Below are 24251 nucleotides of genomic sequence, written 5' to 3' on the forward strand. Positions count from 1 at the left end.
GCGTTTCCGGTCAGGGCTTCAGGCGCTCCGCGCAAGCCCGCGCACTTCGCCAAGCTGCCATCCCAGCAGCGTGACGAGACCCATCAACAGTTCGCGCGCGCGCTTGGCCAACGACAGCGCCAGCGCGGTTTCCGGGGGCAGGCCGAACAGCGGCGCGGCCAGCGCATAGCCTGCTTCCTGCACGCCGATGGCGCCCGGAATGACGAAGGCCACGCTGCGCAGCGTGAAGATCAGGCTTTCGAGCGAAAGTACCTCCCAGACCGCGATGCGCACGCCCATCAGGTGCAGCACCAGCCACGCGCCCATGCCGCTGGCGATCCAGGCCGCGAGGTTGAACACGAAGGCCAGCCCGACATGCGTGCGGCGCGCGTAAATGCGCGAAAGCTCGGCGCGAACATCGGCCAGCGCGGTCGATCCCGGCAGGAAGCGCTCGGCCATGCGGCCGGCAAGGTCCAGCGCGGCGCGCTGCATGGTGAAGAACAGCAGGATGACGATGATCATCACGCCGGTGCCGCCCAGGATCATCGGGCGCAGCCGCACCGCCGCGCCATCGCCGATCAGCAGCGAGGCCATCATCGCCAGCCCGAACAGGGTATAGACGAGCTGGCTGGCCATTTCCGTGGTCATGTCGACCACCATCGATCCATAGACGCGCGTCGCGGGAATCGATGTCTGGGTCAGCATGCGGGTGCTGACGAAGATCCCGCCAAGCTGAGAGAACGGCAGCAGATCGGACACGGCCTCGCGCACCAGCCGCGCCCACGTGAACAGGAGCAGGCTGCGCGGCGGTTCGCCCGGCGCGGCGGCGAGCCAGGCCGCGCCCAGCAAAACGAACACGCCCAGAGTCCACGCGCAATAGAGCGCGAAGCCGCCGGCTCCCATCCGCGCGGCGGTGCCGATCACGTCGGTCAGGCCGGCGCTGCCGATCGTCCAGATGGCAATGCCCAGCCCCGCAACCGTTGCCAGCAGGATGCCCAGGCGGCTCCAGGATTTCAGGCGGCTTCTCCCGCAGGGGCAGGCGTCTTGATGAACCGCAGCGCCAGCCGGATCATCGCCGGCACGAAGCGCGGACGGATCAGGCGTTCGTCATAGGGGGCAAGCCGACGGTCGTTCTCCGCCAGGCAGATGCGCGCCAGTTCCGGAAACGTGATTTCAACGCCCAGTTCCTTGGACCCGTTCAGCGTGAAGTTGTTTTCTTGGGCCTTGGTATTGTCCTTGCCCATGCCCTTGGCGGTATCGATGCGCTCCAGGATCAGCGCGATCCACACCGCGATCACCTTGAGTTCGAACCACGGCCGCCGCCACCACGGCATGTTGCGCCGCCACCACGCCACCCAGTTCACGAAGAACAGGATATGGCGGCCTTCCTCGCGCATCACCGGCTCGAACGTATCGACCAGTTCGGGCGGGAAGAAGCCCGAATCCCGGGCGATCTTGAACAGGCCGAAGCCGAAGAAGCTGTCGATGCATTCCGAATAGCCGGTGCGCATGAACGCGAATTCCGGGTCCTTCGGGCGCAGGTATTCCGGCTCTGGCGCCAGTTCGATGCCATAGGCGCGCACCATGTCCGCCAGCACGACCTTGTGGCGGGCTTCCTCGAAGCCGTCCATTTCCACCGCCGCCTTGAGCAGCGGATCGTCGATATATTCGGCGAAGGTCTTCACGTTCATGCCCGCGCGGCCTTCGGTGGCCACGGCGATGTCCCAGATGGGCAGCGAAACGATCTTGTCGCGCGTATCGTCATCGAGCTTGGGCCAATCGATCACGGCCGGGCGATAGGGATCGTGCGTGTCGAGCAGCGTGCGGCTCATCAGCATGAGATGATCCTTGCTGCCAAGCTTCACGCGCCCTTTGGGGAGCGGGGCGGCTTCATCGTATTCGCCCCAGGTGCGGACGAGAGTCGTCATGGGGTGGTCCTCACTTGAAATCGGCAAACTTTCCAAGGCTCACGCCATTGCGCGCGATGGCCTGCTTGGCAAGCGCATCCGTCAGCGCGGCGAGTTCCTCGGCATAGCGATAGCCCGGCGCGGCGCCCTGATAGGGACCGGTCGCGGGATGGGCATAGATCTCGGTCAGCCCGTCGGGCAGGTGATCGAGCAGGCCGCGCAGGCGGTCGGCGGTCAGCGCGCCCGACCAGGCGAGGCCGAAGACCTGATCCGGCACGACCAGGCCGGCCGCGCGCATCCGCCGCCGGACAAGCCTGGCCCACCACCGCTCGATGCCCGGCCCGGTGCGCGTGCCGTCGATCGCGGTCAGTACGGCGCGCGGTTCGATGGGGGCACGCATCGCCTTGATGCCATAGCGCCGGCCGACTTTCAGGATGGTTCCGGCGATGGTCGGATGCAGGTGGAAGTGCTTGTGGGCGTTGACGTGGTCGAGCGGCAGGCCGGTCTCCGCGAAGGCGACGAACTGTGCATCCACTTCCGCGGCCAGTTGCTGCCGCGCCGCGGATGACGCGAAAATCGTGATCCCCGCGCGCACCATGTCGGTACGGAAGCAACCGTCTGCATCGACCAGCGCGGGCACCCGTTCCGGTGGCAGCACCGGCCGGCCATCGACCAGCACGACATGGAGGCCGACGCCCAGCGCCGGCAAACGGCGGGCGCGCGCCACCGCATCCTGCGCCGCCGCGCCCCCCACCATCAGGCTGGCGGCGCTCAGCACGCCTTCACCATGCGCCTGTTCGACCGCATCGTTGACTTCGGTCGAAGCGCCGAAGTCATCCGCGGTAATAACCAGCCTTTTCAAAGTGGACGGTCCGTGCGCGCGGTCAGGCGGCTTCCTTGCGCCGGCGCAGGAAGTCGAAGAATTCCACGCCTTCGCGCAGGCGGCGCTTCATCATGTCCCAATCGCGGATCATTTCGCCCATGATCGCGCCGATCTTGCGCGGGCGGAAGTAGAAGCGCTTGTAGAACTCCTCGACCTTGTCGAAGATCACGCTGGCCGGCAGGTGCGGATAGCTGAGCTGGGCGATCTGGTTGCCACCGTCGGTCAGCAGGTGATCGCTGCCGTCGAACCAGCCGTTCTCGGTCGCCTGCTTGTAAAGGAACGTGCCCGGATAGGGCGCCGCCAGGCTGACCTGGATGGTGTGCGGGTTCAGCTCGATCGCGTAGCGGATCGTCTCCTCGATCGTCTCCAGCGTTTCGCCCGGCAGGCCGAGGATGAAGGTGCCGTGGATGGTCAGGCCCAGGGCGTGGGCATCCTTGGTGAACTGGCGCGCCACGTCGGTGCGCAGGCCCTTCTTGATGTTGTGCAGGATCTTCTGGTTGCCGCTTTCATAGCCGACCAGCAGCACGCGGCATCCGCCTTCCTTCATCGCCTTCAGCACCGGCTGGGGCACGTTCGCCTTGGCGTTGCAGCCCCAGGTAATGTCGAAGCCCTTCTGGCCAAAGCCGAGCTTGGCCAGCTCGCCCGACAGCTCGACCACGAAATCGTGCGCGTCGGCCAGGGTATCGTCGTCGAAGAAGATTTCCTTCACCTCGGGCATTTCCTTGAGGATGTATTTCACCTCCTCGATCACCTTGGGCACGGTGCGGTGGCGATAGCGGTGGCCGCTGATCGTCTGCGGCCACAGGCAGAAGGTGCAGCGGCTCTTGCACCCGCGCCCGGTGTAGAAGCTGACATAGGGGTGGCGCTGGTAGCCGCCGTAATACTTGGTCAGGTCCAGATCGCGCCGGTAGATCGGGGAGACCATGGGCAGCACGTCCATGTCCTCGATCATCTCGCGGTCCTTGTTGCGGATGAACGCACCCTCCGGCCCGCGCCAGGTGATGCCATCGACTTCGGCCAGCGGCTTGCCCTGCGCGATCTCGACGATGGTAAAATCGTATTCCTCGCGCGCGACGAAATCTATGTCGGCGCTGGCGGCCAGGCTCTTGTCCGGCTCGACCGCAACCTTGGCGCCGACGAAGCCAATCACGATCTTGGGATTGCGCTGCTTGATCAGCGCGGCGGTGCGGATGTCCTGGTTGAAGCTGGGCGTGGAGGTGTGGAGGATGACCAGATCGCGTTCGTCGAATTCGTGCGCGATGTCTTCCCAGGACTGGTCGTGCGCCGGGGCGTCAATCAGCTTCGATCCTTCGACCATCGCTGCCGGCTGGGCAAGCCAGGTGGGATACCAGAAGCTCTTGACCTCGCGCTTCATCTGGTAGCGCGCGCCCGCGCCCCCGTCATAACCATCGAAAGAGGGGGCCTGGAGGAAGAGGGTACGCATCATGGTCAAGTCATCTCCGAGGGCGCTGCGACGCGCCCGTTGTCGAGCATTGTAAGTTCTGTTCCGCGCCAATCAACCGAGCGGACGAAGAAGCTGGCGACGAACACGGCGAAGCTGATGCCGTCGCGCAACGGTAGCGTCCACAGCGGAGCGGTCGGCTCGCCGGCGTGACGATCGACCACCCGGACCGTCGCCACCCGCACTGCCAGCGCAGCCAGCGTGATGGCAAGCCCGTAATTGGGATGAATCGCCATTCCGGCCAGCGCCATGGGCAACGGAATGCCGATGAACGATCCGGCATAGCCCGCCGGCGATACCCCGCGCACCGTGGCCGCCCAGCGCAGTTCGTGCTTCCACAGCTGCGCGAACGCGGTTTCGGTGGAGGCATGGACCAGCAGCAGCGGCGGGATGGCAATGGCGAGCCCGCGCGCCCGCACCGCCTGCCCGATGGCGTGATCGTCGGCCAGCACGTCGGCAAAAGCCGTAAACCCGCCGATCGCGTCGAGCGTCTCGCGCCGCAGCGCGATGGTGGAACCCATGCAGGGATCGGCCAGCCCGCGCGTCTTGGCGAAGACCAGGCCGACCAGGAACTGATAGCTTGGCCCTGCCGAGGCAAGGCGCGACCAGAATCCGGCATCGCCGCGCCCGCGATAGAGGCAGGTGACCGCGCCGGTGCCCGGCTGGGCGAGTGCGGCCAGTACCTGCGCGATATAGTCGCGCGCCACCGCCATGTCGCTGTCGCTCAGGATCAGGACGTCGTGCGCGGCCTGCCGCATCATGTTGATCAGGTTGCCGACCTTGCCGTTGGAGCCGTGCGGCGTTCCGTCGATCACCAGATCGATACGGGCGGCGGGATAGCGCCGTTGCAGGGCGTGGACGGCGGCGATGGCGGGATCGTCGGCCCTTTGCACCCCGAACAGCACCTGCACCGGTCCCTCGTGATCCTGTTCCAGGAAGGTGGCGAGGTTTTCGGCCAGCTTCGGTTCGGCGCCGTAGAGCGGCTTCAGCAGCGTGACCGGCGTGGCGCGGGGCGAGGCGGGCGAGCGCTGGACCAGAAAATGCGCCAGTACCCGCGTCGCGAAGGCCATGTAGGCCGTGCCGATCGTGGCGAGCGCCAGCAGCACCCAGCCAGTGGCCGAAAGGAGGAGCGCGACTCCGGGCATAAGCAGCCTCCCTAGCCGTTCGGCCCGGCGCTGGCGACCCCGGCGAAAGCCCGATCCTGCCCCTAGCGACGAAATATACGGAAAGCGCGCGCCGGGGGCTTGCCTCTACGGCTTGCCGCCATATGGAGGGGCCATGCTGGCAGCGAGCGAGATACGGACGATGCCATGGTGGGCGAAGCCATGAGCGATTCACGCGGTCTGGTTCTGGTAACCGGCGTCTCGGGATTTGTCGGCTCGGCCGTGGCGCGCGCGCTCGCGGCGGAGGGCTGGCAGGTGCGGGGCCTCGTCCGCGCCACCAGCCCCCGCGCCAACCTCGCGGATTTTCCAGGCGAACTGGTGGAAGGCGATGCGCGGGACGCAGCCAGCATGGCGCGCGCGCTGACCGGCGCGGGCACGCTGTTTCATGTCGCGGCCGATTACCGGCTGTGGGCGCCCGATCCCGAGGAAATCGTCCGCAACAACCTCAACAGCACCGGCACTGTGATGCGCGCGGCGCAGGCGGCGGGGGTCGGCCGGATAGTCTATACCAGCAGCGTCGCCACGCTGAAGCCGTCGCATGATGGACCGGTGGACGAACGCAACGCCGCCGCGCCCGACGAAGCCGTGGGCGCCTACAAGCGCAGCAAGGTCGTGGCCGAACGGCTGGTCGAACGCATGGTGACCGAGGAAGGGCTGCCCGCCGTGATCGTCCAGCCATCGACGCCGATCGGCCCGCGCGACGTCAAGCCCACGCCCACCGGCCGCGTGATCGTGGAGGCCGCCAACGGCAAGATGCCGGCGTTCGTCGATTCCGGGCTGAACCTGGTCCATGTCGATGACGTGGCGGCGGGGCATCTTCTGGCGCTAGCCAGGGGGCGGATCGGGGAACGCTATATCCTGGGCGGCGAGGACGTGATGCTGGGCGACATGCTGGCGGAGATCGCCCGGCAGGTTGGCCGCAAGGCTCCGAAAGTCCGCCTGCCGCGCGGGCCGCTCTATCCGCTGGCCTGGGCGAACGAGGCGTTGTGCCGGCTGACCGGGCGTTCCGACCCGTTCCTGACGCTCGATTCGCTGCGCATGTCGCGCTATCGGATGTTCTTCTCGTCGGCGAAGGCGGAGGCCGAACTTGGCTATCGCGCGCGGCCATGGCAGGGCGCGATCGGCGACGCGATCGCATGGTTCCGGCAGGCGGGCATGATCCGATGACGGCGCTGATCCTGGGCGGCCTGTCGCTGGCGATCTGGCTGGGCCTGATCTTCGCGCACCATGGCTTCTGGCTCACGCGCGAACGCGATACGCTGGGGATGCCGGCGGAACCGGCGGTGTGGCCCGATGTCGTCGCCGTGGTGCCCGCGCGGGACGAGGCGGACGTGATCGCCCGGTCGATCGGCAGTCTGGTGGCGCAGGACTATCCGGGGCGTTTCCGCGTGATCCTGGTCGACGATTCGAGCAGCGACGGCACCGGCGATATCGCCCGTGCGCTGGGTTCGGACCGGCTGGAGGTGCTGACCGGCGCGCCGCTGGCGAAAGGCTGGACCGGCAAGCTCTGGGCCGTATCGCAGGGCGCGGCGCGCGCCGGAGCCTCCCCCGCCTATCTCTGGCTGACCGATGCCGATATCGAGCACGCGCCCGATACCCTGCGGATGCTGGTGACACGGGGCGAAGCGGGGCGGCTGGCGCTGGTGACGCTGATGGCCAAGCTGCGCTGCGAAGGCCTTGCCGAGCGGATGCTGGTGCCCGCCTTCGTGTTCTTCTTCCAGATGCTCTATCCCTTTGGCCGCGTGAACCGGCCGACAGGGCAGGGCGCGGCGGCGGGCGGCTGCATGCTGGTGCGGCGCGAGGCGCTGGAGGCCGCGGGCGGCATCGCCGCGATCCGGGGGGCGCTGATCGACGATTGCACGCTGGGCGCGCTGCTCAAGAAGCAGGGGCCGGTCTGGCTGGGGCTGACCGATCGCTCGCGCAGCATTCGCCCCTATGACGGGTTCGAGCCGATCGCGGCGATGATCTCGCGCTCCGCCTACGCGCAACTGCACTATTCGCCGGTGCTGCTGGCGGGCACCATTGTCGGGCTGGCGCTGGTCTATGGCGTGCCGCCGGCCTTGGCGCTGTTCGGGCATGGCCTGCCGCGCGGACTGGGTTTGGCGGCGTGGGGATTGATGGCGCTGTCGTTCCAGCCGATGCTCCGCTTCTACCGGCGCAGCCCGCTGTGGGGGCTCGCCTTGCCGGTGATCGCGGCATTTTACGCGGGCTGCACGGTGCTTTCGGCCTGGCAGCATGGCCGGGGGCGTGGTGGAATGTGGAAAGGGCGCGCTCAGGCCGCTACGGGAACGTGATGGATAACACCGGCCTCGCTTCGGGCAAGGGGCATCGCGACGAGAACTTTCCCGTCGCCAGCCTGCTCATCAAACCGGAATACCGCCCGCCGGTGATGGCGTATTACCGCTTCGCGCGCGCGGCGGACGACGTGGCCGATCATCCGACGGCGAGCGCCGACGAGAAGCTGGCGCGGCTGGCGCGGCTACGCGCCGGGCTGGACGGGGAGGGTGCGCCCGAAGCCATGGCGCTGCGCGCGGTGATGGCGGAGCGGTCGATCGACCCGGTCAACGCGCACGATCTGCTCAACGCCTTCGAACGCGACGTGACGGTCAATCGCTATGCCGACTGGGACGATCTGATCGGCTATTGCCGCTATTCGGCGATGCCCGTCGGGCGCTTCGTACTCGATGTGCATGGCGAAAGCCGCGCGACCTGGGCGGCCAACGATGCGCTGTGCGCGGCCTTGCAGATCGTCAACCACCTGCAGGACTGCGGGAAGGATTACCGCACGATCAACCGGGTCTATATCCCGCTCGATACCGGCCTGAGGGTCGAGGATCTGGCGGCAGACCGGGCCAGTGCGGAACTGCGCGCGATCATCGCCGGGCTGGCGCGGCGCACGCGCGGGCTGCTCGATCAGGCGGCGGGCTTTTCCGCGATGATCCGTGATCGCCGGCTGGCGGCGGAAGTGGCCGTCATTCATAGGCTTGCACGCGATCTTTGTGATCGTCTCGAACATCGCGATCCGCTGAGCGAGCGGGTCCACCACGGCAAGGCCGAAGCGCTGTTCCTGGCGCTGGGCGCGGCGATCCCCACGCTGTTCCGGCGGGCGGCATGAGCGATAGCGCCGTCAATACCGTGCCTGGCGCGCCTGCCGCCGCGCGCAGTTCGTTCTACGCGGGGATGCGCGTGCTGCCCAAGGCCGAGCGCGAGGCGATGTACGCGGTCTATGACTTCTGCCGGATCGTGGACGACATCGCCGACGACCAGCAGGGTGACCGGACCACGCGCCGGGCGCAGCTCGACCGGTGGCGGCACGATCTCGACGCGCTCTATGCCGGCGGCGATGCCGGGCAGGCGGCGTTCCTGGCCGAACCGGTGCGGCGCTTTGCGCTGGAGCGGGTGGACTTCGAGGCGGTGATCGACGGCATGGCGACCGATGTCGATCACGATGTCCGCTGGCCGACGGAAGCCGAGCTTGATCTTTATTGCGACCAGGTGGCGTCGGCGGTGGGGCGGCTCTCGGTCCATATCTTCGGCATGGAGCGCGAACCAGGCGTGGTGCTGGCGCACCATCTTGGCCGGGCGCTGCAACTGACCAACATCCTGCGCGATATCGACGAGGATGCGGCAATCGGCCGCGTCTATATTCCTGCCGAAGCGCTGGCCGAAGCCGGGATCGTCCCCGAAACGCCGCTGCAGGTCGCCGCCGATCCGCGCATGGATGTGGCCGCGCGCCGCGTGGCGGCGCGGGCGCACCGGCATTACCGCGAGGCGGCGGCCCTGCTGGCGACCAGGCCGAAAGGGCACCTGATCGCGCCGCGCCTGATGGAACACGCCTATGCGGGCGTGCTGCGGCGGATGGAGCGCGTGGGCTGGGCACCGCCGCGCCGGCGCGTGCGGACCAACAAGCTGGCGGTCATCTGGACCGTGCTGCGCCTGCTGGTGACAGGATGAGCGCGCGCAAGGCGATTGTCGCCGGGGCCGGGCTGGCTGGGCTGTCCGCTGCCGTGCGGCTGGTGGAAGCCGGCTTTGCCGTGCGCATCGCGGATTCGGCGGCGCAGGCGGGCGGACGCTGCCGGTCCTACCACGATCCGCTGCTGGGGCTGACGATCGACAACGGCAACCATCTTGTCCTTGCCGGCAACACGGCGGTCGCGAGGTTCCGGGCGACGGTCGGTGCGCGCGAGCCGCTGGCCGGACCGGCGCAGGCGGACTTTGCCTTCGCGGACCTTGCCACGGGCGAGCGCTGGACGATCCGCATCAACGATGGTGCGTTGCCGTGGTGGGTGTTGGCGAAGAACCGGCGCGTGCCGGGGACGGGGCCGTCCGATTATCTCGCGCTTGCCCGCCTCCTTTCGGGCAAGGCGGAGCAGACGGTGGGTGAGCGCGTGCCGGTCAGCGGCGCCTTGTGGGAGCGCCTGCTCGAACCGGTGCTGCTGGCGGTGCTCAACACCGATCCCGCGATCGGATCGGCGCGGCTGACCGCCGGCGTCGTGCGCGAATCGCTGGCGCGCGGGGGCAAGGCCAGCCTGCCTCGCATCGCAGAACCGACCCTGGCGGCGGCGTTCATCGATCCGGCGACGGCGTGGCTTGCGGAGCGCGGCGCGCCGGTTGCGCTGGGGCGCCGGTTGCGGGCCATCGTGACGGAGGGCGACCGTGTCGTCGCGCTCGACTGGGGCAACGGGCCGGAAGCGGTCGGCGAGGATGAAACCGTGGTGCTCGCCGTGCCGCCCTGGGTGGCGCGGGCGCTGCTGCCCGGGATCGACGCGCCCGATGCCTTCCACGCGATCGTCAACGCGCATTTCGCCATTGCGCCGCCGCCGGGCGCGCCGCCGATGTTGGGCGTGCTGGGCGCGACGGCGCAATGGCTGTTCGCCTTTCCCGACCGCATTTCGGTGACCGTTTCGGCCGCCGACGCCATCGTCGACGAGGATCGCGAGGCTCTGGCCCGGCGCTTCTGGGACGAGATCCAGCGCGCCTATGGCTTTGCCGCGCCCTTGCCGAAATGGCAGATCGTCAAGGAAAAGCGCGCGACCTTTTCCGCCACGCCCGCGCAGGACGCCAGGCGTCCTCCGGCGCGGACCCGCTGGACCAACCTGTTCCTTGCCGGCGACTGGACGCAGACCGGCCTGCCGGCGACGATCGAGGGCGCGCTGCGATCCGGCGAGACCGCCGCACGGCTGGCGGTTGCCGCCGCGCAACGTTAAGAGGACGCCCATGGCAACGCTTTCGACAATGACCGATCCGCTCGCGGCCGTTGACGCGGCGGTGGACCGTGCCGCCTCGGCGCTCTCCGGTGCGCAGCGCGCCGATGGCCACTGGGTGTTCGAGCTGGAAGCCGATTGCACGATTCCGGCCGAATACGTCCTGCTCCGGCACTACCTTGGCGAGCCGGTCGCGGAGGAGCTGGAAGCGAAGATCGGCCGCTATCTGCGGCGGACCCAGTCCGCCGAGCATCACGGCTGGGGCCTGTTCCACAAGGGCGCGTTCGACGTCAGCGCCACGGTGAAGGCCTATTACGCGCTCAAGATGATCGGCGACGATCCCGCTGCGCCGCACATGGTGCGGGCGCGCGAGGCTGTGCATAAGGCCGGCGGGGCGGAGGCGGTCAACGTCTTCACGCGCATCCAGCTGGCCCTGTTCGATGCCGGGCCGTGGTCGGTCGTGCCTACGATGCCGCCCGAACTGATTCTGCTGCCGCGCTGGTTCCCGATCCATCTGTCCAAGATGTCGTACTGGGCGCGCACGGTGGTCGTGCCCCTGCTGGTGCTGTGCGCGAAGAAGCCGGTGGCGCGCAACGCCAAGGGCATCAAGGTGGACGAACTCTACACGCGCCGGCCGATCGACCGGAAGACGCAGGCGGCGGACCCCAAGTGGGTGTGGACCAAGAGCTTCAACGCGCTCGACAAGGTATTGAAGGTGGCCGAGGGGCGTTGGCCCAGAACGCTGCACCAGCGCGCGATCGATACGTGCGCAGCGTGGGTGACCGAGCGGCTCAACGGCGAGGACGGGCTGGGCGCGATCTACCCCGCCATGGCCAACAGCGTGATGATGTACGACGTGCTGGGCTATCCCGAGGATCACCCGGCGCGGGCCATCGCCCGCCAGTCGGTCGAGAACCTGCTCGTGATCCATGATGACGAAGCCTATTGCCAGCCCTGCGTTTCCCCGGTGTGGGATACCGCGCTGGCCGCGCATGCAATGCTGGAAGCGGGCGGCGCAGACAACGTGGCGCGCGCGGAAGCTGCGCTCGACTGGCTCAAGCCTCGGCAAGTGCTCGACGTGGAAGGCGACTGGGCGGAGGAGCGCCCCGGCGTGCGGCCTGGCGGGTGGGCGTTCCAGTACAACAACGCGCACTATCCCGACCTCGACGATACGGCCGTGGTGGTGATGGCGATGGACCGCGCGCAGGTGGCGGACCGGATGCCGATCGATCGCGGCGTGGAATGGACCGTCGGCCTGCAATCGAGGAACGGCGGCTGGGGCGCGTTCGACGCGGACAACGACTACGATTACCTCAACAACCTGCCCTTCGCGGACCATGGCGCCTTGCTCGATCCGCCCACGGCCGACGTTTCGGCGCGCTGCGTCTCGATGCTGGCCCAACTGGGCGAGCGGCTGGACAGCCCGCGCATGGCTGCCGCGATCGCCTATCTGCGCAAGGAGCAGGAGCCGGAGGGCAGCTGGTTCGGCCGCTGGGGCGTCAACTATATCTACGGCACGTGGTCGGTGCTGTGCGCGCTCAACGCGGCGGGACTGCCGGCGGACGACCCGGCGGTGGCGCGGGCGGTCGGCTGGCTCAAGGCGATCCAGAATCCGGACGGCGGCTGGGGCGAGGATTGCGACAGCTATGCGCTCGATCGCAAGGGCCATGTTCCCGCGCCGTCCACCGCTTCGCAGACCGCCTGGGCGCTGCTGGGCCTGATGGCGGCGGGCGAGGCCGATTCGGAAGCCGTTGAACGCGGCGTGGACTGGCTTGTCGCAAACCAGGAGGCCGATGGCCTCTGGGGGCAGGAGTATTACACCGGCGGCGGTTTCCCGCGCGTGTTCTACCTGCGCTATCACGGATACCCGAAGTATTTCCCGCTGTGGGCCGTGGCGCGCTATCGCAACCTCAAGCGGTCGAACACGCGGCAGGTGGCGTTCGGCATGTGACCGAGCTGCGGTGAACTGGATCGTCGCCTGTGGCCTGAAGCGCGAAGCGGACCTGATCCGGCGCAGCGGGGCGTTTCACATCGTTGTCGGCGGCGGGGATAGCGCCCGCCTCGAAGCCGAGTTGGACGATATGGCGGAGATGTTCCCCGCCGTGATCCTCTCCAGTGGCATTGCCGGAGCGCTCGATCCAGCGCTGAAGGTTGGGGACGTCGTGCTCGATGGCGATTCGACGGCAGTCGAAAAGCTGCGCGCGATCCTTCCGGAAGCGGTCGTGGGCGCGGTCGCCGGGCGTGACGTCATGACGCCGACGGTGGCGGGCAAACGGGCCTTGCGGGCCGAAACCGGCGCGCTGGCCGTCGATATGGAAAGCCATGTCGCCGCGCGCGTGGCGGCGCGGCGTGGCCTGCCGTTCGCGGTGGTGCGGGTCATTTCCGATAGCGCCGATGAAGCGCTGCCGCCGGCGGCGCAAATCGGCATGAAGCCCGATGGGAGCGTGGCGCTGGGCGCGGTGCTGGCCTCGCTCGCCCGGAACCCGGCGCAACTGCCCGCGCTGATCCGCACGGGCCGCCACGCCGGGCTGGCGTTCCGGACGCTAGGCCGCGTTCACCACGCGCTTGGCCGCGGCGGGGTTTTCGGCCTTGATCTTGGCGAGTTCGCGCTCGACGTGGCTTGAATAGACGTCGTCGGCGGGGCGCGCCTTCGAGAGATCGACTTCAGGAGCCATCGGCCCATCGGTCTTCACGCCCTTGCGCGCGACCTGCATCATCTTCAGCGGATGGCGGATCGCGTCGGTGGCGGCGGTGCCTTCGAAGCCGCAATGCGTCATGCAGTTCGAGCACTTCTCGTACTTGCCGACGCCGTACTTTTCCCAGTCGGTGCCTTCCATCAGTTCGCGGAAGCTGTCGACATAGCCTTCGCCCAGCAGGTAGCAGGGCTTCTGCCAGCCGAACACGGTGCGCAGTGGCATCGACCACGGCGTGCATTCGTAAGTCTGGTTGCCGGCCAGGAAATCGAGGAACAGCGGCGAATTGGTGAAGGCCCAGTTCTTGCCCTTGTTGCCCCGGCTGAACACGTCGCGGAAGAACTGCTTGGTGCGTTCGCGGTTGAGGAAGTGCTCCTGGTTGGCCGCGCGTTCATAGGCGTAGCCCGGCGAAACCGTGATCTCCACGTCGCGGCTCTTCATCTCGTCGAAGAAGGCGGCCAGGCGATCCGGATCGGCGCCATCGAACACGGTGCAGTTGACCTGGACGCGGAAGCCCCTGGACTTGGCCAACTCGATCGCTTCCAGCGCTACCTCGTAGGTGCCGGGCAGATCGACCGCGTGGTCGTGCATCTGCTTGTCGCCATCGAGGTGGATCGACCAGGTGAAGAACGGCGAGGGCTTGTAGTCGTCGATCTTCTTCTTGAGCAGCAGCGCGTTGGTGCAGAGAATCACGAACTTCTTGCGCGCGATATAGCCTTCGACGATGCGCGGCATGTCGCGATGCAACAGGGGTTCGCCCCCGGCGATCGACACGGCCGGCGCGCCGCATTCCTCGATCGCTTCCATGCACTGCTCGAAGCTGAGCCGCTGGTTGAGGATGGCGTCAGGGTAATCGATCTTGCCGCAGCCCGGGCAGGCGAGATTGCAGCGGAACAGCGGTTCCAGCATGAGAACCAGGGGGTATTTGCCACCCTTGATGTGCTGGCGAAGCGTATAGGCGCCGATACGGGCGACCTGGGAGAGCGGAAGGCTCATCAATATTCCTATTCAGCGGCCCTGGGGATCGCGGGCGCGGGACGTCGTAGCGCAGAAGGCAGACTGAACTCAATGTCTTCCCTTACGCCATCGAGTTGCGAGACGGTGACGGGGCGCAACCGGCCAAGGGCGGTGATCACGCTGTCCACCAGTACATCCGGGGCCGAAGCGCCGGCGGTGACGCCAACGGTGCCGACACCTTCCAGCCATGCCGGATCGATATCGTCGCCGTTGTCGACAAGGTAGCTCCGCACGCCGAGTTCGGCACCGATCTCCCGCAAACGCGAGGAATTGGAGCTGTTGCGCGCGCCGACCACGATCAGCACGTCGCTGAGCGCGGCCAGTTTCCGCACGGCGGTCTGCCGGTTCTGCGTGGCGTAGCAGATGTCGTCCACATCCGGCCCGGCGACATCGCTGAAACGCTGGTGCAGCGCAGCGATGACGGTGCGCGTATCGTCCACGCTGAGCGTCGTCTGGGTGATATAGGCGATCGGCTGATCCTGGGCGATCGGCAGCGCGGTGACGTCGTCCGCGGTCGACACGAGATGGACTGGCGAATCGATCTGCCCGATCGTACCGATCACTTCGGCGTGCCCGGCATGGCCGATCAGCACCAGCGTCCGCCCGGCCCGCGCATAGCGCCGCCCCTGACTATGGACCTTGGTCACCAGCGGGCAGGTGGCATCGATCACGGGCAACTGCCGGATCTTTGCCTCTTCCTCCACCGTGCGGGCGACGCCGTGGGCGCTGAAAATCGTCATCGCGCCCGCCGGAATATCCGACAGTTCGTCGACAAAGACCGCGCCCTTGGCCTTGAGCTGTTCGACCACGTGCTTGTTGTGAACGATTTCGTGCCGCACATAGACGGGCGCGCCGAAGCGTTCGAGGCTTTTCTCCACGATGTCGATGGCGCGCGTTACCCCGGCGCAGAAGCCGCGGGGATTGGCGAGAATGATATTCAGCGAATGGACGGGACCTGGCATTCGATTATCCGGAAAAGCCTTATTCATTGTGCGGCTGCTAACATGATAATGCTTAGGTGCAGCTGGCGAAAGTGGTCCCGAACCGTTCATAGAGCGTTCTTGCGCAGAAAGGTACCGCCTTTGTGCGTTCGCGGTAGACGGCTGCCGCGCTGACGCGATAAGCGAACCGGAATATCAGGAGTTCAAAATGCATCGTCCGATCCTTGCTGCGCTGGTTATCGCGCCTTTGCTGCCGGCCATGGCTTCGGCCCAGTCCGTCGATCCGGCGCGCGCCACCGTGCAGCAGCTTAACGACGGACTGATCAGAATCATGCGCGCCGGCGGCACCATTTCATCACGATCGGCGGCAATCGGCCCGGTCGTGGACCGGACCTTCGACCTTCCGCTGATGACCCGCCTTTCGGTCGGCCCGGCCTGGACCACCATCGCGCCGGCCGACCAGCAGGCGCTGACGGCGGCGTTCCGGCGCATGACCGTGGCCCAATATGCCCGCAATTTCGATAGTTGGTCCGGGGAAAGCTTCACCATCGATCCCAATGTTCAGGTGCGAGGCACCGACAAGCTGGTGCGGACGACGCTGAATGTGCCGAAGCAGGCGCCGGTCGCGATCAGCTACAGGCTGCGGCAGAATGGCGGTAGCTGGAGGATCGTCGATGTTTTCTATCGCAACGCAATCAGCCAGATCGCAACGCGACGTTCCGATTTTGCCTCCATCCTGCAACGCGGGGGCGCGCGTTCGCTGGTCGCGCACATGGATGCGATCGCTGCCAGAGGTGATAAATAGTTGATCTCGCCATTGCTTGTTCCCGCGGCGCTGGCATTCGCGCCGGTTACGGCCGAGCCGGCGATACCGGTGCCGCAGCAGGCGATTGCCGGCCCGGTGGTATCGGGCGCGGCGGACCCGGTGTCTGCGTCTCCCGTGGTTCTCGCGTCTCCCGCACAGCGGCAGGATGCGACGGTCCCGGCGACGCAACCCGCTGAAGAACGCCACCATCACGCCAAGGGCGATCCGCTCGAAGGCTTCAACCGGACGATGTTCGGCATCCACCAGGGGATCGATCACGCCGTCTTCCGCCCCGCGGCGATGGGCTACAAGCAGGTGGTGCCCGGCCATTGCGTTCGGGCCTGCGCAACGCGCTCAGCAATCTTACCGAACCCTTCATCTTCGTGAACTTCCTGCTTCAGGGCAAACCGGGCAAGGCGGTTGAAACGCTCGGCCGGTTCGTGGTCAATTCGACATTCGGCGTTGGCGGGCTGTTCGATGTGGCCAAGACCAAGGACTTCAAGCTGCCGCATCGCCCCAACGGATTCGGCACGACGCTGGCGTTCTATGGCGTGGGGCCGGGGCCATACATCTTCCTGCCGTTCATCGGCCCCACCACGCTGCGCGACCTGTTGGGCAATTCGGCCGACGATGCGCTCCTGCCGCTGGTCGCGGGCAAGCCGTTCAATTCGATGGAATACCAGCTGATCACCGGCGGCATTGGCGGGCTGGACCTGCGCGCCGAATCGGACGCGGATTTGCGCGCGCTGTTCGATGGCGCGGTCGATCCCTATGCCACCCTGCGTTCGGTCTATCTCCAGAATCGCGCGGCCGAGGTCGAGGAAGCCAAGGGGCATGCCGCCACCGCTCCCCAGCAGGCCGCGCCGGAACTGACCGATCCGCTGAACGATCCGGAACTGACCGGCACACAGCCCGAACCGCCGGCGCCTCAGTCCGACGCGCCCGAGTTACGCGATCCGCTGGACGATCCGGAAGCGACGCCCGCGCCGCAGCCTTAACCGCGCTTCGCTTTTGCGCGCGGTTGGGCTTTCGCGCGAGGCGGGCCGAGCAGCGCCGGTTCGAATACCAGCGCGCAGATCAGCGTCCAGATCAGCGAGATCATCAGGATCTTGCCCATGCTCGCCGTGCCGGGGTGGTGCGACAGCCACAGGCTGCCGAACGCGGTGCCGGTGGCGAAGGCACTGAACAGCACGGCGCGGGCAAGGCTCGATTGCAGCAGCCCGGTTGCGCCATCGCGCCAGGCCATCACGAAATAGATGTGGAACGCCACGCCCACGCCGAACAGCAACGGGAAGGCGATGATGTTGGCGAAGTTGATCGGCTGGCCGATCACCACGCAGCTGCCCAGCGTCAGGAAGATCGACAGCACCACGGGCGCCAGCGTGAAGGCCACTTCCTTTGCGTCACGCAGCACGAGGAACAGCAGCACGCTGACCAGCAGGAACGCGATAACGCCGGCCTGCACGAACGCTCCCGCCACAGTCGAGGCGGCGGCCTGCGTTGCCACCGGCAGACCAGAGATTGCCGGCGTCACCGCTGCCACCGCATCGCGGAAGCGGTGGATCACGCGGTTGTCGTTGGCATTGCCGCTGGGGAATACCTGCAGGCGCACGCGGCCATCGGGTGCGATCCAGTCGCGCGTGATCTCTGCGGGCAGGCTGGCCCGGTCGACGGGAGCCGCCTGCAAGGCCAGGCGCATCTGGTCGAGCATCACGCCGAGCGGTTGCGACAGCATGGCGTTGACTTGTTCGCGCTGCGCCGGCGTGGCCTTGGCCAGCCGATCGAACGCCGTGGCCAGTGCGCGGGCGTCCGCTCCCTCGGCGCCGGGATGTTTGGCGGCCACGGTCTGCAAGTGTTGCGCGGTGGCCGAGACGGCCGCCTGCATCTCGGCATCGCCCGGAGGTGGGGTGATGTCGAAGGGGTTGAGCGTGAGGTCGAGCAGCGTCGAGGCATCCTGCACCAGCGCCAGCTTGGGTGCCTGATCCTCCGGTACGAAGCTGTCGACCGAGATCACGCGGGCCACTTCGGGCAGCTTGGCCAGCTTCTGCGTAAGCTGGCGTGCTTCGTCTGCGTTGCGCGCCAGCACGTCGATGGTGTTGGGCGTCCGGTCCGGATCGCGCGTCAGGTCGCCCAGTGCGCGCATGGCGGGGGCTTCGGGATCGCGCAGGTGCAGCGGGTTGAAGTCGAACGCCACCCACGGCAGCGTCGCGATGCTCGCGGCCATGGCGAGCGCGAACGCCCACAGCACCGCACCGCGCCGGCGTTCGAGGAAGCGATCGGCCGGGGCAAGCTGCGCAAAGCCTACGTCGCCGCGCGGGCTGCCGGGCTTCAGCAGCAGGACCAGCGCGGGCAGCAGCGTCAGGCTGAACAGCAGCGCCACCACCATGCCAAGGCCAGCAATCACGCCGAGTTCGGCGATGCCGACATAGGCGGTGGGCAGGAAGGCGCCAAAGCCCAGGAAGATCGCGCCAGCCGCGAGCGTTAGCGGGGCGGCGAGTGCGGCGGCGGCCTGGCGCAGCGCGGCAGCCGGTTCGGCGCCTTCGGCGCGTTCCGCGTTGTAGCGCACGCAGATCTGGATGCCGAAATCGACGCCCAGCCCGACAAACAGCGGGATGAAGGCCACCGAAATCAGGTTGAACCGCCCGATCGCCATCAGGCCGACCGCCGTGGTGACGATAAGCCCGGCGATGATCGTGATCATGATCGCGCCGACCAGCTTGACCGAGCGCGTGGCCAGCCACAGCGTCAGCAGCATCGCCCCCAGCATGACGATCGCGACCAGCCCGATGTTCTCCTGCAGCGTGGCGAACTCCTCGTCCGCCAGCGGCACTTCGCCGGTAAGCTTGACCGAAACGCCATGCGCCGCGTCGAGCGAGAGCGCCTTGGCGGCGGACTGCACCGCCGCGCTCGCCGCTTCGCCGGGCATCAGCGCGGAATGGTCGAGCACCGGTTGCACCAGGATCAGGCGGCGCGTGGGGGGCGCCACCGCGCTGCCATCCTCGGCAAAGAGCTTCTGCCACGAAAAGCCGGGCTTCTTGCCGTCGAGCGATCCGTTGATCGCGCTAGCCAGCGCCTTGAACGGCTTGCTAACGCGAGGGAGCGAGGTTTCGCCGGCGTCGACGCCATCGAGCATGGTCGAAAGGGCACCGGAAACGCCGCGCAGGCTGGGATCGGCGGCCAGCGGGCCAAGCAGAGGCTGGGCATCGACCATCGCGCGCGTGGCGCTGCGGACTTCGTCGGTGGAGCCGTAGAGCAGGCCTTCGCGGGCGAAGAAATCGCCGCCGTCGGGCCGGGTGACGCGGCGGAAATGGGCGCTGTCTTCCGCCAGCTTCGCCGCCAGTTGCACCGTGGCGCCCTCGGCGCGCTCGGGCGTGTCGCCATCGACGATGATCAGCATGGCGTCGCGCAATTGCGGGAACGCCGCTTCCATGCGCTGTTCCTGCTGGCGCCACTCCACCGATGACGAGATGAGCGCCGCGGTGTCGGTGGTCATCGCCATGCGCTGGGCGTTGACGAACAGCGCGCCCAGCGTGAGTACGAGGCCGATCGCAAGCGTGAGCCAGGGCCGGCGAACGCTCGCCGTAACGAGGGAGGTGGGGGTAGGGCGCATGGTCAGCGTCTTGCAGGCGGGCCTTTGGCACCGAGGAAATAGCGGAGATTGAAACGGATCGCTTGCGACGGGCCGTTGAAGGTGAACACCGCGTCGGCGAACTTCGGCGGACCGAACCCGATCTTGGCGTCGTTGGAGAAACCGACGCCTTCCTTCGGGATGCCGAACAGCGCGCGATCGACTTCCTTGTTGTTGTTCTCGTCAAGAAAGGCCTGCGCGGCATAGCGGCCCGGCGGCAGGTGCCGCACCACCAGCCGGGTCACGCCCACTTGCGCGGGGGCGTCGGCCGCCCAGGGGCAGTTGTCCTTGAGGAACTGCGCCTGCGGGCAGATGTCGATATGCACGGTGCCGCGCGCGACGCGCACGTTGCCGACATCGATCGTCAGCACGCCTTCCGCTTGCTGCGATTCCGCCGTGACGGGAATTGCCAGCACGGCGATGCTTGCCGCCAGTACGGCCGCGCGCGTGAAGGGGAAGGGCAGCGGCACCCGTTTCCTCAGGCTCTCGCCTCGAGCGTATCGTGCTCGACGCCTGTGGAGTTGTGCCGCAGGGCGTTGAGGACGGTATCGACGATCTGGGGGGCGTTGAGGCCGGCTTCGTCGTACTGTTTGTCGGGGTTGTCCTGGTCCTGGAACACGTCGGGCAGGCGCATGGTGCGGATCTTGAGGCCCCGGTATTCGCCATTGCCATCGGTCAGGCCCTGGTCGCTGGCCATGGTCAGCACGTGCGCGCCGAACCCGCCGATCGCGCCTTCCTCGATCGTCACCACCACTTCGTGGCTCGCCATCAGCCGCCGGATCAGGTCCTCGTCGAGCGGCTTGGCGAAGCGCAGGTCGGCAACCGTGGTGGCGAGGCCCTTGGCTTCGAGCTGGTCCGCCGCCTTCAGCGCCTCGGCCAGCCGCGTGCCCAGCGAGAGCAGGGCGACCTTGCCATGCGGGCGCTCGCCACCCCTTACGATCCGGCCTTGCCGATCTCCAGCCTCTCCGGAACCTCGGGCAGCGCCACGCCGGTTGCCGTTGCCGCGCGGATAGCGGAACGCGATCGGACCCGTGTCGTGGAGCGCCGCCGTGTGCGTCATGTGCACCAGTTCCGCCTCGTCCGCCGCCGCCATCACCACCATGTTGGGCAGCGTGGCAAGGTAGGTCACGTCGAAGCTGCCCGCGTGCGTCGCCCCATCGGCACCCACCAGCCCGGCGCGGTCGATCGCGAAGCGGACGGGCAGGTTCTGGATCGCCACGTCGTGCACCACCTGGTCATAGGCGCGCTGCAGGAACGTCGAATAGATCGCGCAGAACGGCCGCATCCCCTGCGCGGCAAGCCCCGCCGCGAACGTCACCGCGTGCTGTTCGGCGATGCCCACATCGAAGCTGCGTTCGGGAACGCCTGCTGGAACTTGTCGAGGCCGGTGCCCGATGGCATCGCCGCGGTGATCGCGCAGATCGCGGGATCGCGCCGCGCCTCGGCCAGCAGGGCCTGCGCGAACACGCCGGTATAGCTCGGCGGTCCCGGCGGGGCCTTGGCCTGTTCGCCGGTGACGACGTTGAACTTCTGCACCCCGTGATACTTGTCCGCCGCCGCCTCGGCCGGGGCATAGCCCTTGCCCTTCTGCGTCACCACATGCACCAGGCACGGCCCCTCGGCCGCATCGCGCACGTTCTCCAGCACCGGGATCAGCTGGTCGAGGTTGTGCCCGTCGATCGGGCCGACGTAGTAGAACCCCAGCTCCTCGAACAGCGTGCCGCCCATCGCCATGCCGCGCGCGAACTCGTCGGTCTTGCGCGCGGCCTCGTGCAGCGGACGCGGCAGCTTGCGCGACAGCCGCTTGGCCAGCTCGCGCAGCTCCAGGAACGGGCGCGACGACACCAGCCGCGCGAGATAGGCCGAAAGCCCGCCCACCGGCGGCGCGATCGACATGTCGTTGTCGTTGAGGATCACCACCAGCCGGTTGCCGGCGGCCTGCGCGTTGTTCATCGCCTCGTAGGCCATGCCCGCCGACATCGCGCCATCGCCGATCACCGCGATGCCCTTGCCCGGCGCGCCCGACAGCTTGTTGGCCACGGCAAAGCCCAGCGCCGCCGAAATCGACGTCGACGAATGCGCCGTGCCGAACGGATCGTATTCGCTCTCCGACCGCTTGGTGAAGCCCGAAAGGCCGCCGCCCTGGCGCAGCGTGTGCATCCGTTCGCGCCGGCCGGTCAGGATCTTGTGCGGATAGGCCTGGTGCCCCACGTCCCACACCAGCCGGTCACGCGGCGTGTCGAACACATAGTGCAGCGCCACCGTCAGCTCCACCACGCCAAGGCCAGACCCCAGGTGACCGCCCGTCTGCCCCACCGCCCCGATCATCTCCGCCCGGACCTCGTCCGCCAATGCCCGCAAACGCGGCAACGGCCAGCCCCGAAAATCCGATGGCGATTCTACTCCCTCCAGCAAGGGACGATCTCGTTCTAACGACATCCCTGCGCCTTACATTCCAAAAACCGTGGTGTCATTACTACTCAAGTGGGCCTGCGTGCCTGAACCGGTCCTGCACGAAGCGGGCGTGACAGTTGAAAAGTTTTGGCATAAAAAGTGCCGATTCCTGATGCGGATGTATTGACCATCGATCCGCGTGTGGCATCTTCGGGTTTCAAAAAACGACCCGTGACAGTGGGATCGACGCGGGAAACGGGAGAGAGATCATGCGGCGCAAGGCGATCATCGCGGCACTTTTGCTGGCAGTGCCTTTTCCTTGTCGGGGTGCGACAAGATCAAGCAGGCGGTTTCCGGCAAGTCCGAAATCAAGGTGGTGGAAACCGAGTTTCCCGAGCGCGTGTTCTGGGGCGACACCCATCTTCACACCGCCAATTCGGTCGACGCCTTCGGCTTCGGCAACCGGCTAGGGCCGGAAGAGGCGCTGCGCTTCGCGCGCGGCGAGGAAGTGACGTCGAGCACCGGACAGAAGGCCAAGCTTGCCCGTCCGCTGGACTTCCTAGTGATCGCCCGATCACGCCGAGGGGCTGGGCGCGACCAAGGCGCTGTATGACGCCCCGCGCCTGCTGATCACTGATCCCACGCTGCGCCGCTGGTATGATCTGATGCACCAGGGGCCGAAGGGTTCGTTGCAGGCGACCGGCGAGATGCTTCAGGCGCGGTCGCAGAACAAGTTGCCGGCCGGCCTCAACGATCCCGCCAAGGCCGAGGAGCGCACGCGCAAGATCTGGAACGATCACCTCGATACCGTCGATCGCTACAACGAACCCGGCAAGTTCACCGCCTTCTTCGGCTTCGAATACACGCTGATGCAGGGGGGCAACAACCTGCACCGCAACGTGATCTTCCGCGACAACAAGGATCGCGTCGCCAAGATCATGCCGCTCGATCCCAGCAACGAACTGTGGCCGGACAAGCTGTGGGATTACATGGACGGCTACGAGAAGAGCACCGGGGGCAAGGTGCTGGCGATCCCGCACAACGCCAACCTGTCCAACGGCCTGATGTTCATGATGACCGATCCCAGCGGCGGTCCGATGACGGCGGCACAGGCCCGCCGCCGCGCCGCGCACGAGCCGGTGGTGGAAATCACCCAGATCAAGGGCGACAGCGAAGCCCATCCGTTCCTGTCACCGAACGATGAATTCGCGGGTTACGGCACGGCCGGTTGGGACCTCAACAACCTGCTCAATTCGCAACCGACCAAGCCGGGGGATCTGGCGGGCAGCTATGTGCGCGAGGCGTTGAAGCGCGGCCTGATTCTGGAGCAGACGATCGGAGTGAATCCCTACAAGTTCGGCGTGATCGGCTCCACGGATTCGCACAATTCGCTGTCCACGGCGGACGACAACAACTTCTGGGGCAAGCACCCCGGCGTCGAGCCGAGCCCGACGCGCTCGACCGACGGCTTCGTGCCCGGCATCAACAGCGGCCGCATGAACTGGCAATCGCTGGCGAGCGGCTATGCCGCCGTATGGGCGCGCGCCAACACGCGCACCGCGATCTTCGACGCGATCCAGCGCCGCGAAGTCTATGGCACCACCGGGCCGCGCATGACCGTGCGCTTCTTCGGCGGCTGGGATTTCAAGGGCGACGATCTCAGGGGCGACTGGGTCCACGCCGGCTATCGTCGCGGCGTGCCGATGGGCAGCGATCTTTCCGGGCACAAGGGTGCGGGCGCGCCGAGCTTCATCGTTTCCGCGCTGAAAGACCCGGTCGGCGCCAATCTCGATCGCGTCCAGATCGTCAAGGGCTGGGTCGACAAGGGCGGCAAATCGTACGAGAAGGTCTTCGATGTCGTGTGGAGCGATATGGCGAAGCGCAAACCTGCGGGCGGCAAGGTGCCGGCGGTGGGCGATACCGTGGACCTGACGCGGGCGACCTATGCCAATTCGATCGGCGCGCCTTCGCTGGCCAGCGTATGGACCGATCCGGAGTTCGATCCGGCGATGCGCGCGTTCTACTATGTGCGCGTGCTGGAAATCCCGACGCCGAACTGGGTCAGCTATGACGCGGTGAAGTACCACCTCACCCTGACGCCGGACATCCCGCGCAAGCAGCAGGAACGCGCCTATACCTCGGCGATCTGGTACACTCCTTCGTAACGGTGCCCGG

The 24251-nt window shown here is 67.1% G+C and carries 19 protein-coding genes and 2 pseudogenes; 11 read left to right on the top strand and 10 right to left on the bottom strand.

Annotated elements, in window-relative coordinates:
* Positions 1 to 18 precede the first annotated feature (18 nt).
* Genes F1640_RS17020 through hpnI form a run of 5 tightly spaced genes read right to left on the bottom strand, consistent with a single transcriptional unit; the run spans position 19 to position 5376 of the window.
* Complete coding sequence (locus F1640_RS17020) at positions 19 to 996, bottom strand: lysylphosphatidylglycerol synthase domain-containing protein (RefSeq protein ID WP_255530592.1); 978 nt, start codon at positions 994 to 996, stop codon at positions 19 to 21.
* A complete protein-coding gene (locus tag F1640_RS17025; protein ID WP_194920267.1) occupies positions 993 to 1907 on the bottom strand; it encodes a ferritin-like domain-containing protein in 915 nt (304 codons plus the stop codon). Before F1640_RS17025 ends, F1640_RS17020 begins: the two co-directional genes overlap by 4 nt.
* Before the next feature lie 10 nt (positions 1908 to 1917).
* Positions 1918 to 2748: a hopanoid biosynthesis-associated protein HpnK gene (gene hpnK / locus F1640_RS17030; protein WP_194920268.1), complete on the bottom strand. Its 831-nt coding sequence runs from the start codon at positions 2746 to 2748 to the stop codon at positions 1918 to 1920.
* Between the two features lie 22 nt (positions 2749 to 2770).
* Positions 2771 to 4216: a hopanoid biosynthesis associated radical SAM protein HpnJ gene (gene hpnJ, locus F1640_RS17035; RefSeq protein ID WP_124807898.1), complete on the bottom strand. Its 1446-nt coding sequence runs from the start codon at positions 4214 to 4216 to the stop codon at positions 2771 to 2773.
* A 2-nt stretch (positions 4217 to 4218) separates the two neighbouring features.
* Complete coding sequence (gene hpnI, locus F1640_RS17040) at positions 4219 to 5376, bottom strand: bacteriohopanetetrol glucosamine biosynthesis glycosyltransferase HpnI (RefSeq protein ID WP_194920269.1); 1158 nt, start codon at positions 5374 to 5376, stop codon at positions 4219 to 4221.
* Between the two features lie 180 nt (positions 5377 to 5556).
* On the opposite strand from hpnI, the gene hpnA reads away from it, so the two are divergent.
* From hpnA to F1640_RS17075, 7 genes are read left to right on the top strand one after another with little or no spacing between them, the layout of a single operon-like run.
* On the top strand, positions 5557 to 6561 hold the full coding sequence (hpnA, locus tag F1640_RS17045; RefSeq protein ID WP_194920270.1) for a hopanoid-associated sugar epimerase: 1005 nt from the start codon (positions 5557 to 5559) through the stop codon (positions 6559 to 6561).
* Positions 6558 to 7688, top strand: a complete 1131-nt coding sequence (locus F1640_RS17050) for a glycosyltransferase (RefSeq protein ID WP_194920271.1) — start codon at positions 6558 to 6560, stop codon at positions 7686 to 7688. Before hpnA ends, F1640_RS17050 begins: the two co-directional genes overlap by 4 nt.
* Positions 7688 to 8509 (top strand): squalene synthase HpnC, encoded by an 822-nt coding sequence (gene hpnC / locus F1640_RS17055; protein WP_194920272.1) that lies wholly within the window; start codon positions 7688 to 7690, stop codon positions 8507 to 8509. The genes F1640_RS17050 and hpnC overlap by 1 nt, the downstream gene beginning before the upstream one ends.
* Positions 8506 to 9348 carry a presqualene diphosphate synthase HpnD gene (gene hpnD, locus F1640_RS17060; RefSeq protein ID WP_194920274.1) on the top strand — a complete coding sequence of 281 codons (843 nt, stop codon included), beginning with the start codon at positions 8506 to 8508 and terminating at the stop codon, positions 9346 to 9348. The genes hpnC and hpnD overlap by 4 nt, the downstream gene beginning before the upstream one ends.
* On the top strand, positions 9345 to 10601 hold the full coding sequence (gene hpnE / locus F1640_RS17065) for a hydroxysqualene dehydroxylase HpnE (RefSeq protein ID WP_194920276.1): 1257 nt from the start codon (positions 9345 to 9347) through the stop codon (positions 10599 to 10601). The genes hpnD and hpnE overlap by 4 nt, the downstream gene beginning before the upstream one ends.
* Before the next feature lie 10 nt (positions 10602 to 10611).
* Complete coding sequence (gene shc, locus F1640_RS17070; RefSeq protein ID WP_255530397.1) at positions 10612 to 12549, top strand: squalene--hopene cyclase; 1938 nt, start codon at positions 10612 to 10614, stop codon at positions 12547 to 12549.
* 10 nt (positions 12550 to 12559) lie between these two features.
* Complete coding sequence (locus F1640_RS17075) at positions 12560 to 13222, top strand: phosphorylase (RefSeq protein ID WP_194920277.1); 663 nt, start codon at positions 12560 to 12562, stop codon at positions 13220 to 13222.
* Here the strand turns inward: F1640_RS17075 and hpnH are convergent.
* Together hpnH and ispH are read right to left on the bottom strand one after the other, a co-directional pair.
* The gene (gene hpnH, locus F1640_RS17080) at positions 13142 to 14287 is read right to left on the bottom strand and encodes an adenosyl-hopene transferase HpnH (RefSeq protein WP_194920278.1); all 1146 of its coding nucleotides are present in this window, start codon (positions 14285 to 14287) and stop codon (positions 13142 to 13144) included. The genes F1640_RS17075 and hpnH overlap by 81 nt on opposite strands.
* 8 nt (positions 14288 to 14295) lie before the next feature.
* Complete coding sequence (gene ispH, locus F1640_RS17085) at positions 14296 to 15270, bottom strand: 4-hydroxy-3-methylbut-2-enyl diphosphate reductase (protein ID WP_194920279.1); 975 nt, start codon at positions 15268 to 15270, stop codon at positions 14296 to 14298.
* 187 nt (positions 15271 to 15457) lie between these two features.
* Here ispH and F1640_RS17090 point away from each other — a divergent pair, with 187 nt between their 5' ends.
* Positions 15458 to 16054 (top strand): ABC transporter substrate-binding protein, encoded by a 597-nt coding sequence (locus tag F1640_RS17090; protein WP_124807889.1) that lies wholly within the window; start codon positions 15458 to 15460, stop codon positions 16052 to 16054.
* Positions 16055 to 16303: 249 nt separating this feature from the next.
* Positions 16304 to 17052: pseudogene (locus F1640_RS17100) on the top strand (VacJ family lipoprotein).
* On the opposite strand, the gene F1640_RS17105 reads toward F1640_RS17100, so the two are convergent.
* The 3 genes and pseudogenes from F1640_RS17105 to dxs form a co-directional block, all read right to left on the bottom strand.
* Positions 17049 to 19664, bottom strand: a complete 2616-nt coding sequence (locus F1640_RS17105; RefSeq protein ID WP_194920282.1) for an MMPL family transporter — start codon at positions 19662 to 19664, stop codon at positions 17049 to 17051. The pseudogene F1640_RS17100 and the gene F1640_RS17105 sit on opposite strands and share 4 nt — an antisense overlap.
* A gap of 2 nt (positions 19665 to 19666) precedes the next feature.
* Positions 19667 to 20152 carry a DUF2141 domain-containing protein gene (locus tag F1640_RS17110; RefSeq protein WP_309229290.1) on the bottom strand — a complete coding sequence of 162 codons (486 nt, stop codon included), beginning with the start codon at positions 20150 to 20152 and terminating at the stop codon, positions 19667 to 19669.
* An 8-nt stretch (positions 20153 to 20160) separates the two neighbouring features.
* A pseudogene (gene dxs / locus F1640_RS26055) lies at positions 20161 to 22121 on the bottom strand (1-deoxy-D-xylulose-5-phosphate synthase).
* Positions 22122 to 22395: 274 nt separating this feature from the next.
* On the opposite strand from dxs, the gene F1640_RS25400 reads away from it, so the two are divergent.
* Positions 22396 to 22689: a DUF3604 domain-containing protein gene (locus F1640_RS25400; protein WP_255530398.1), complete on the top strand. Its 294-nt coding sequence runs from the start codon at positions 22396 to 22398 to the stop codon at positions 22687 to 22689.
* A 16-nt stretch (positions 22690 to 22705) separates the two neighbouring features.
* Entirely contained in the window at positions 22706 to 24241 is a 1536-nt protein-coding gene (locus F1640_RS17120) for a DUF3604 domain-containing protein (RefSeq protein ID WP_309229323.1), read from the top strand.
* The last annotated feature ends 10 nt before the right edge of the window (positions 24242 to 24251 follow it).

Source organism: Novosphingobium sp. NBM11 (assembly GCF_015390225.1).
Classification (GTDB): Bacteria; Pseudomonadota; Alphaproteobacteria; order Sphingomonadales; family Sphingomonadaceae; genus Novosphingobium.

Coding starts and splice junctions, on each gene's coding strand:
- F1640_RS17025 (WP_194920267.1), bottom strand. CDS start 1,907: ATGACGACTCTCGTCCGCACCTGGGGCGAATACGATGAAGCCGCCCCG.
- hpnJ (WP_124807898.1), bottom strand. CDS start 4,216: ATGATGCGTACCCTCTTCCTCCAGGCCCCCTCTTTCGATGGTTATGAC.
- hpnI (WP_194920269.1), bottom strand. CDS start 5,376: ATGCCCGGAGTCGCGCTCCTCCTTTCGGCCACTGGCTGGGTGCTGCTG.
- hpnA (WP_194920270.1), top strand. CDS start 5,557: ATGAGCGATTCACGCGGTCTGGTTCTGGTAACCGGCGTCTCGGGATTT.
- F1640_RS17050 (WP_194920271.1), top strand. CDS start 6,558: ATGACGGCGCTGATCCTGGGCGGCCTGTCGCTGGCGATCTGGCTGGGC.
- hpnC (WP_194920272.1), top strand. CDS start 7,688: ATGGATAACACCGGCCTCGCTTCGGGCAAGGGGCATCGCGACGAGAAC.
- hpnD (WP_194920274.1), top strand. CDS start 8,506: ATGAGCGATAGCGCCGTCAATACCGTGCCTGGCGCGCCTGCCGCCGCG.
- hpnE (WP_194920276.1), top strand. CDS start 9,345: ATGAGCGCGCGCAAGGCGATTGTCGCCGGGGCCGGGCTGGCTGGGCTG.
- shc (WP_255530397.1), top strand. CDS start 10,612: ATGGCAACGCTTTCGACAATGACCGATCCGCTCGCGGCCGTTGACGCG.
- hpnH (WP_194920278.1), bottom strand. CDS start 14,287: ATGAGCCTTCCGCTCTCCCAGGTCGCCCGTATCGGCGCCTATACGCTT.
- ispH (WP_194920279.1), bottom strand. CDS start 15,270: ATGCCAGGTCCCGTCCATTCGCTGAATATCATTCTCGCCAATCCCCGC.
- F1640_RS17090 (WP_124807889.1), top strand. CDS start 15,458: ATGCATCGTCCGATCCTTGCTGCGCTGGTTATCGCGCCTTTGCTGCCG.
- F1640_RS17105 (WP_194920282.1), bottom strand. CDS start 19,664: ATGCGCCCTACCCCCACCTCCCTCGTTACGGCGAGCGTTCGCCGGCCC.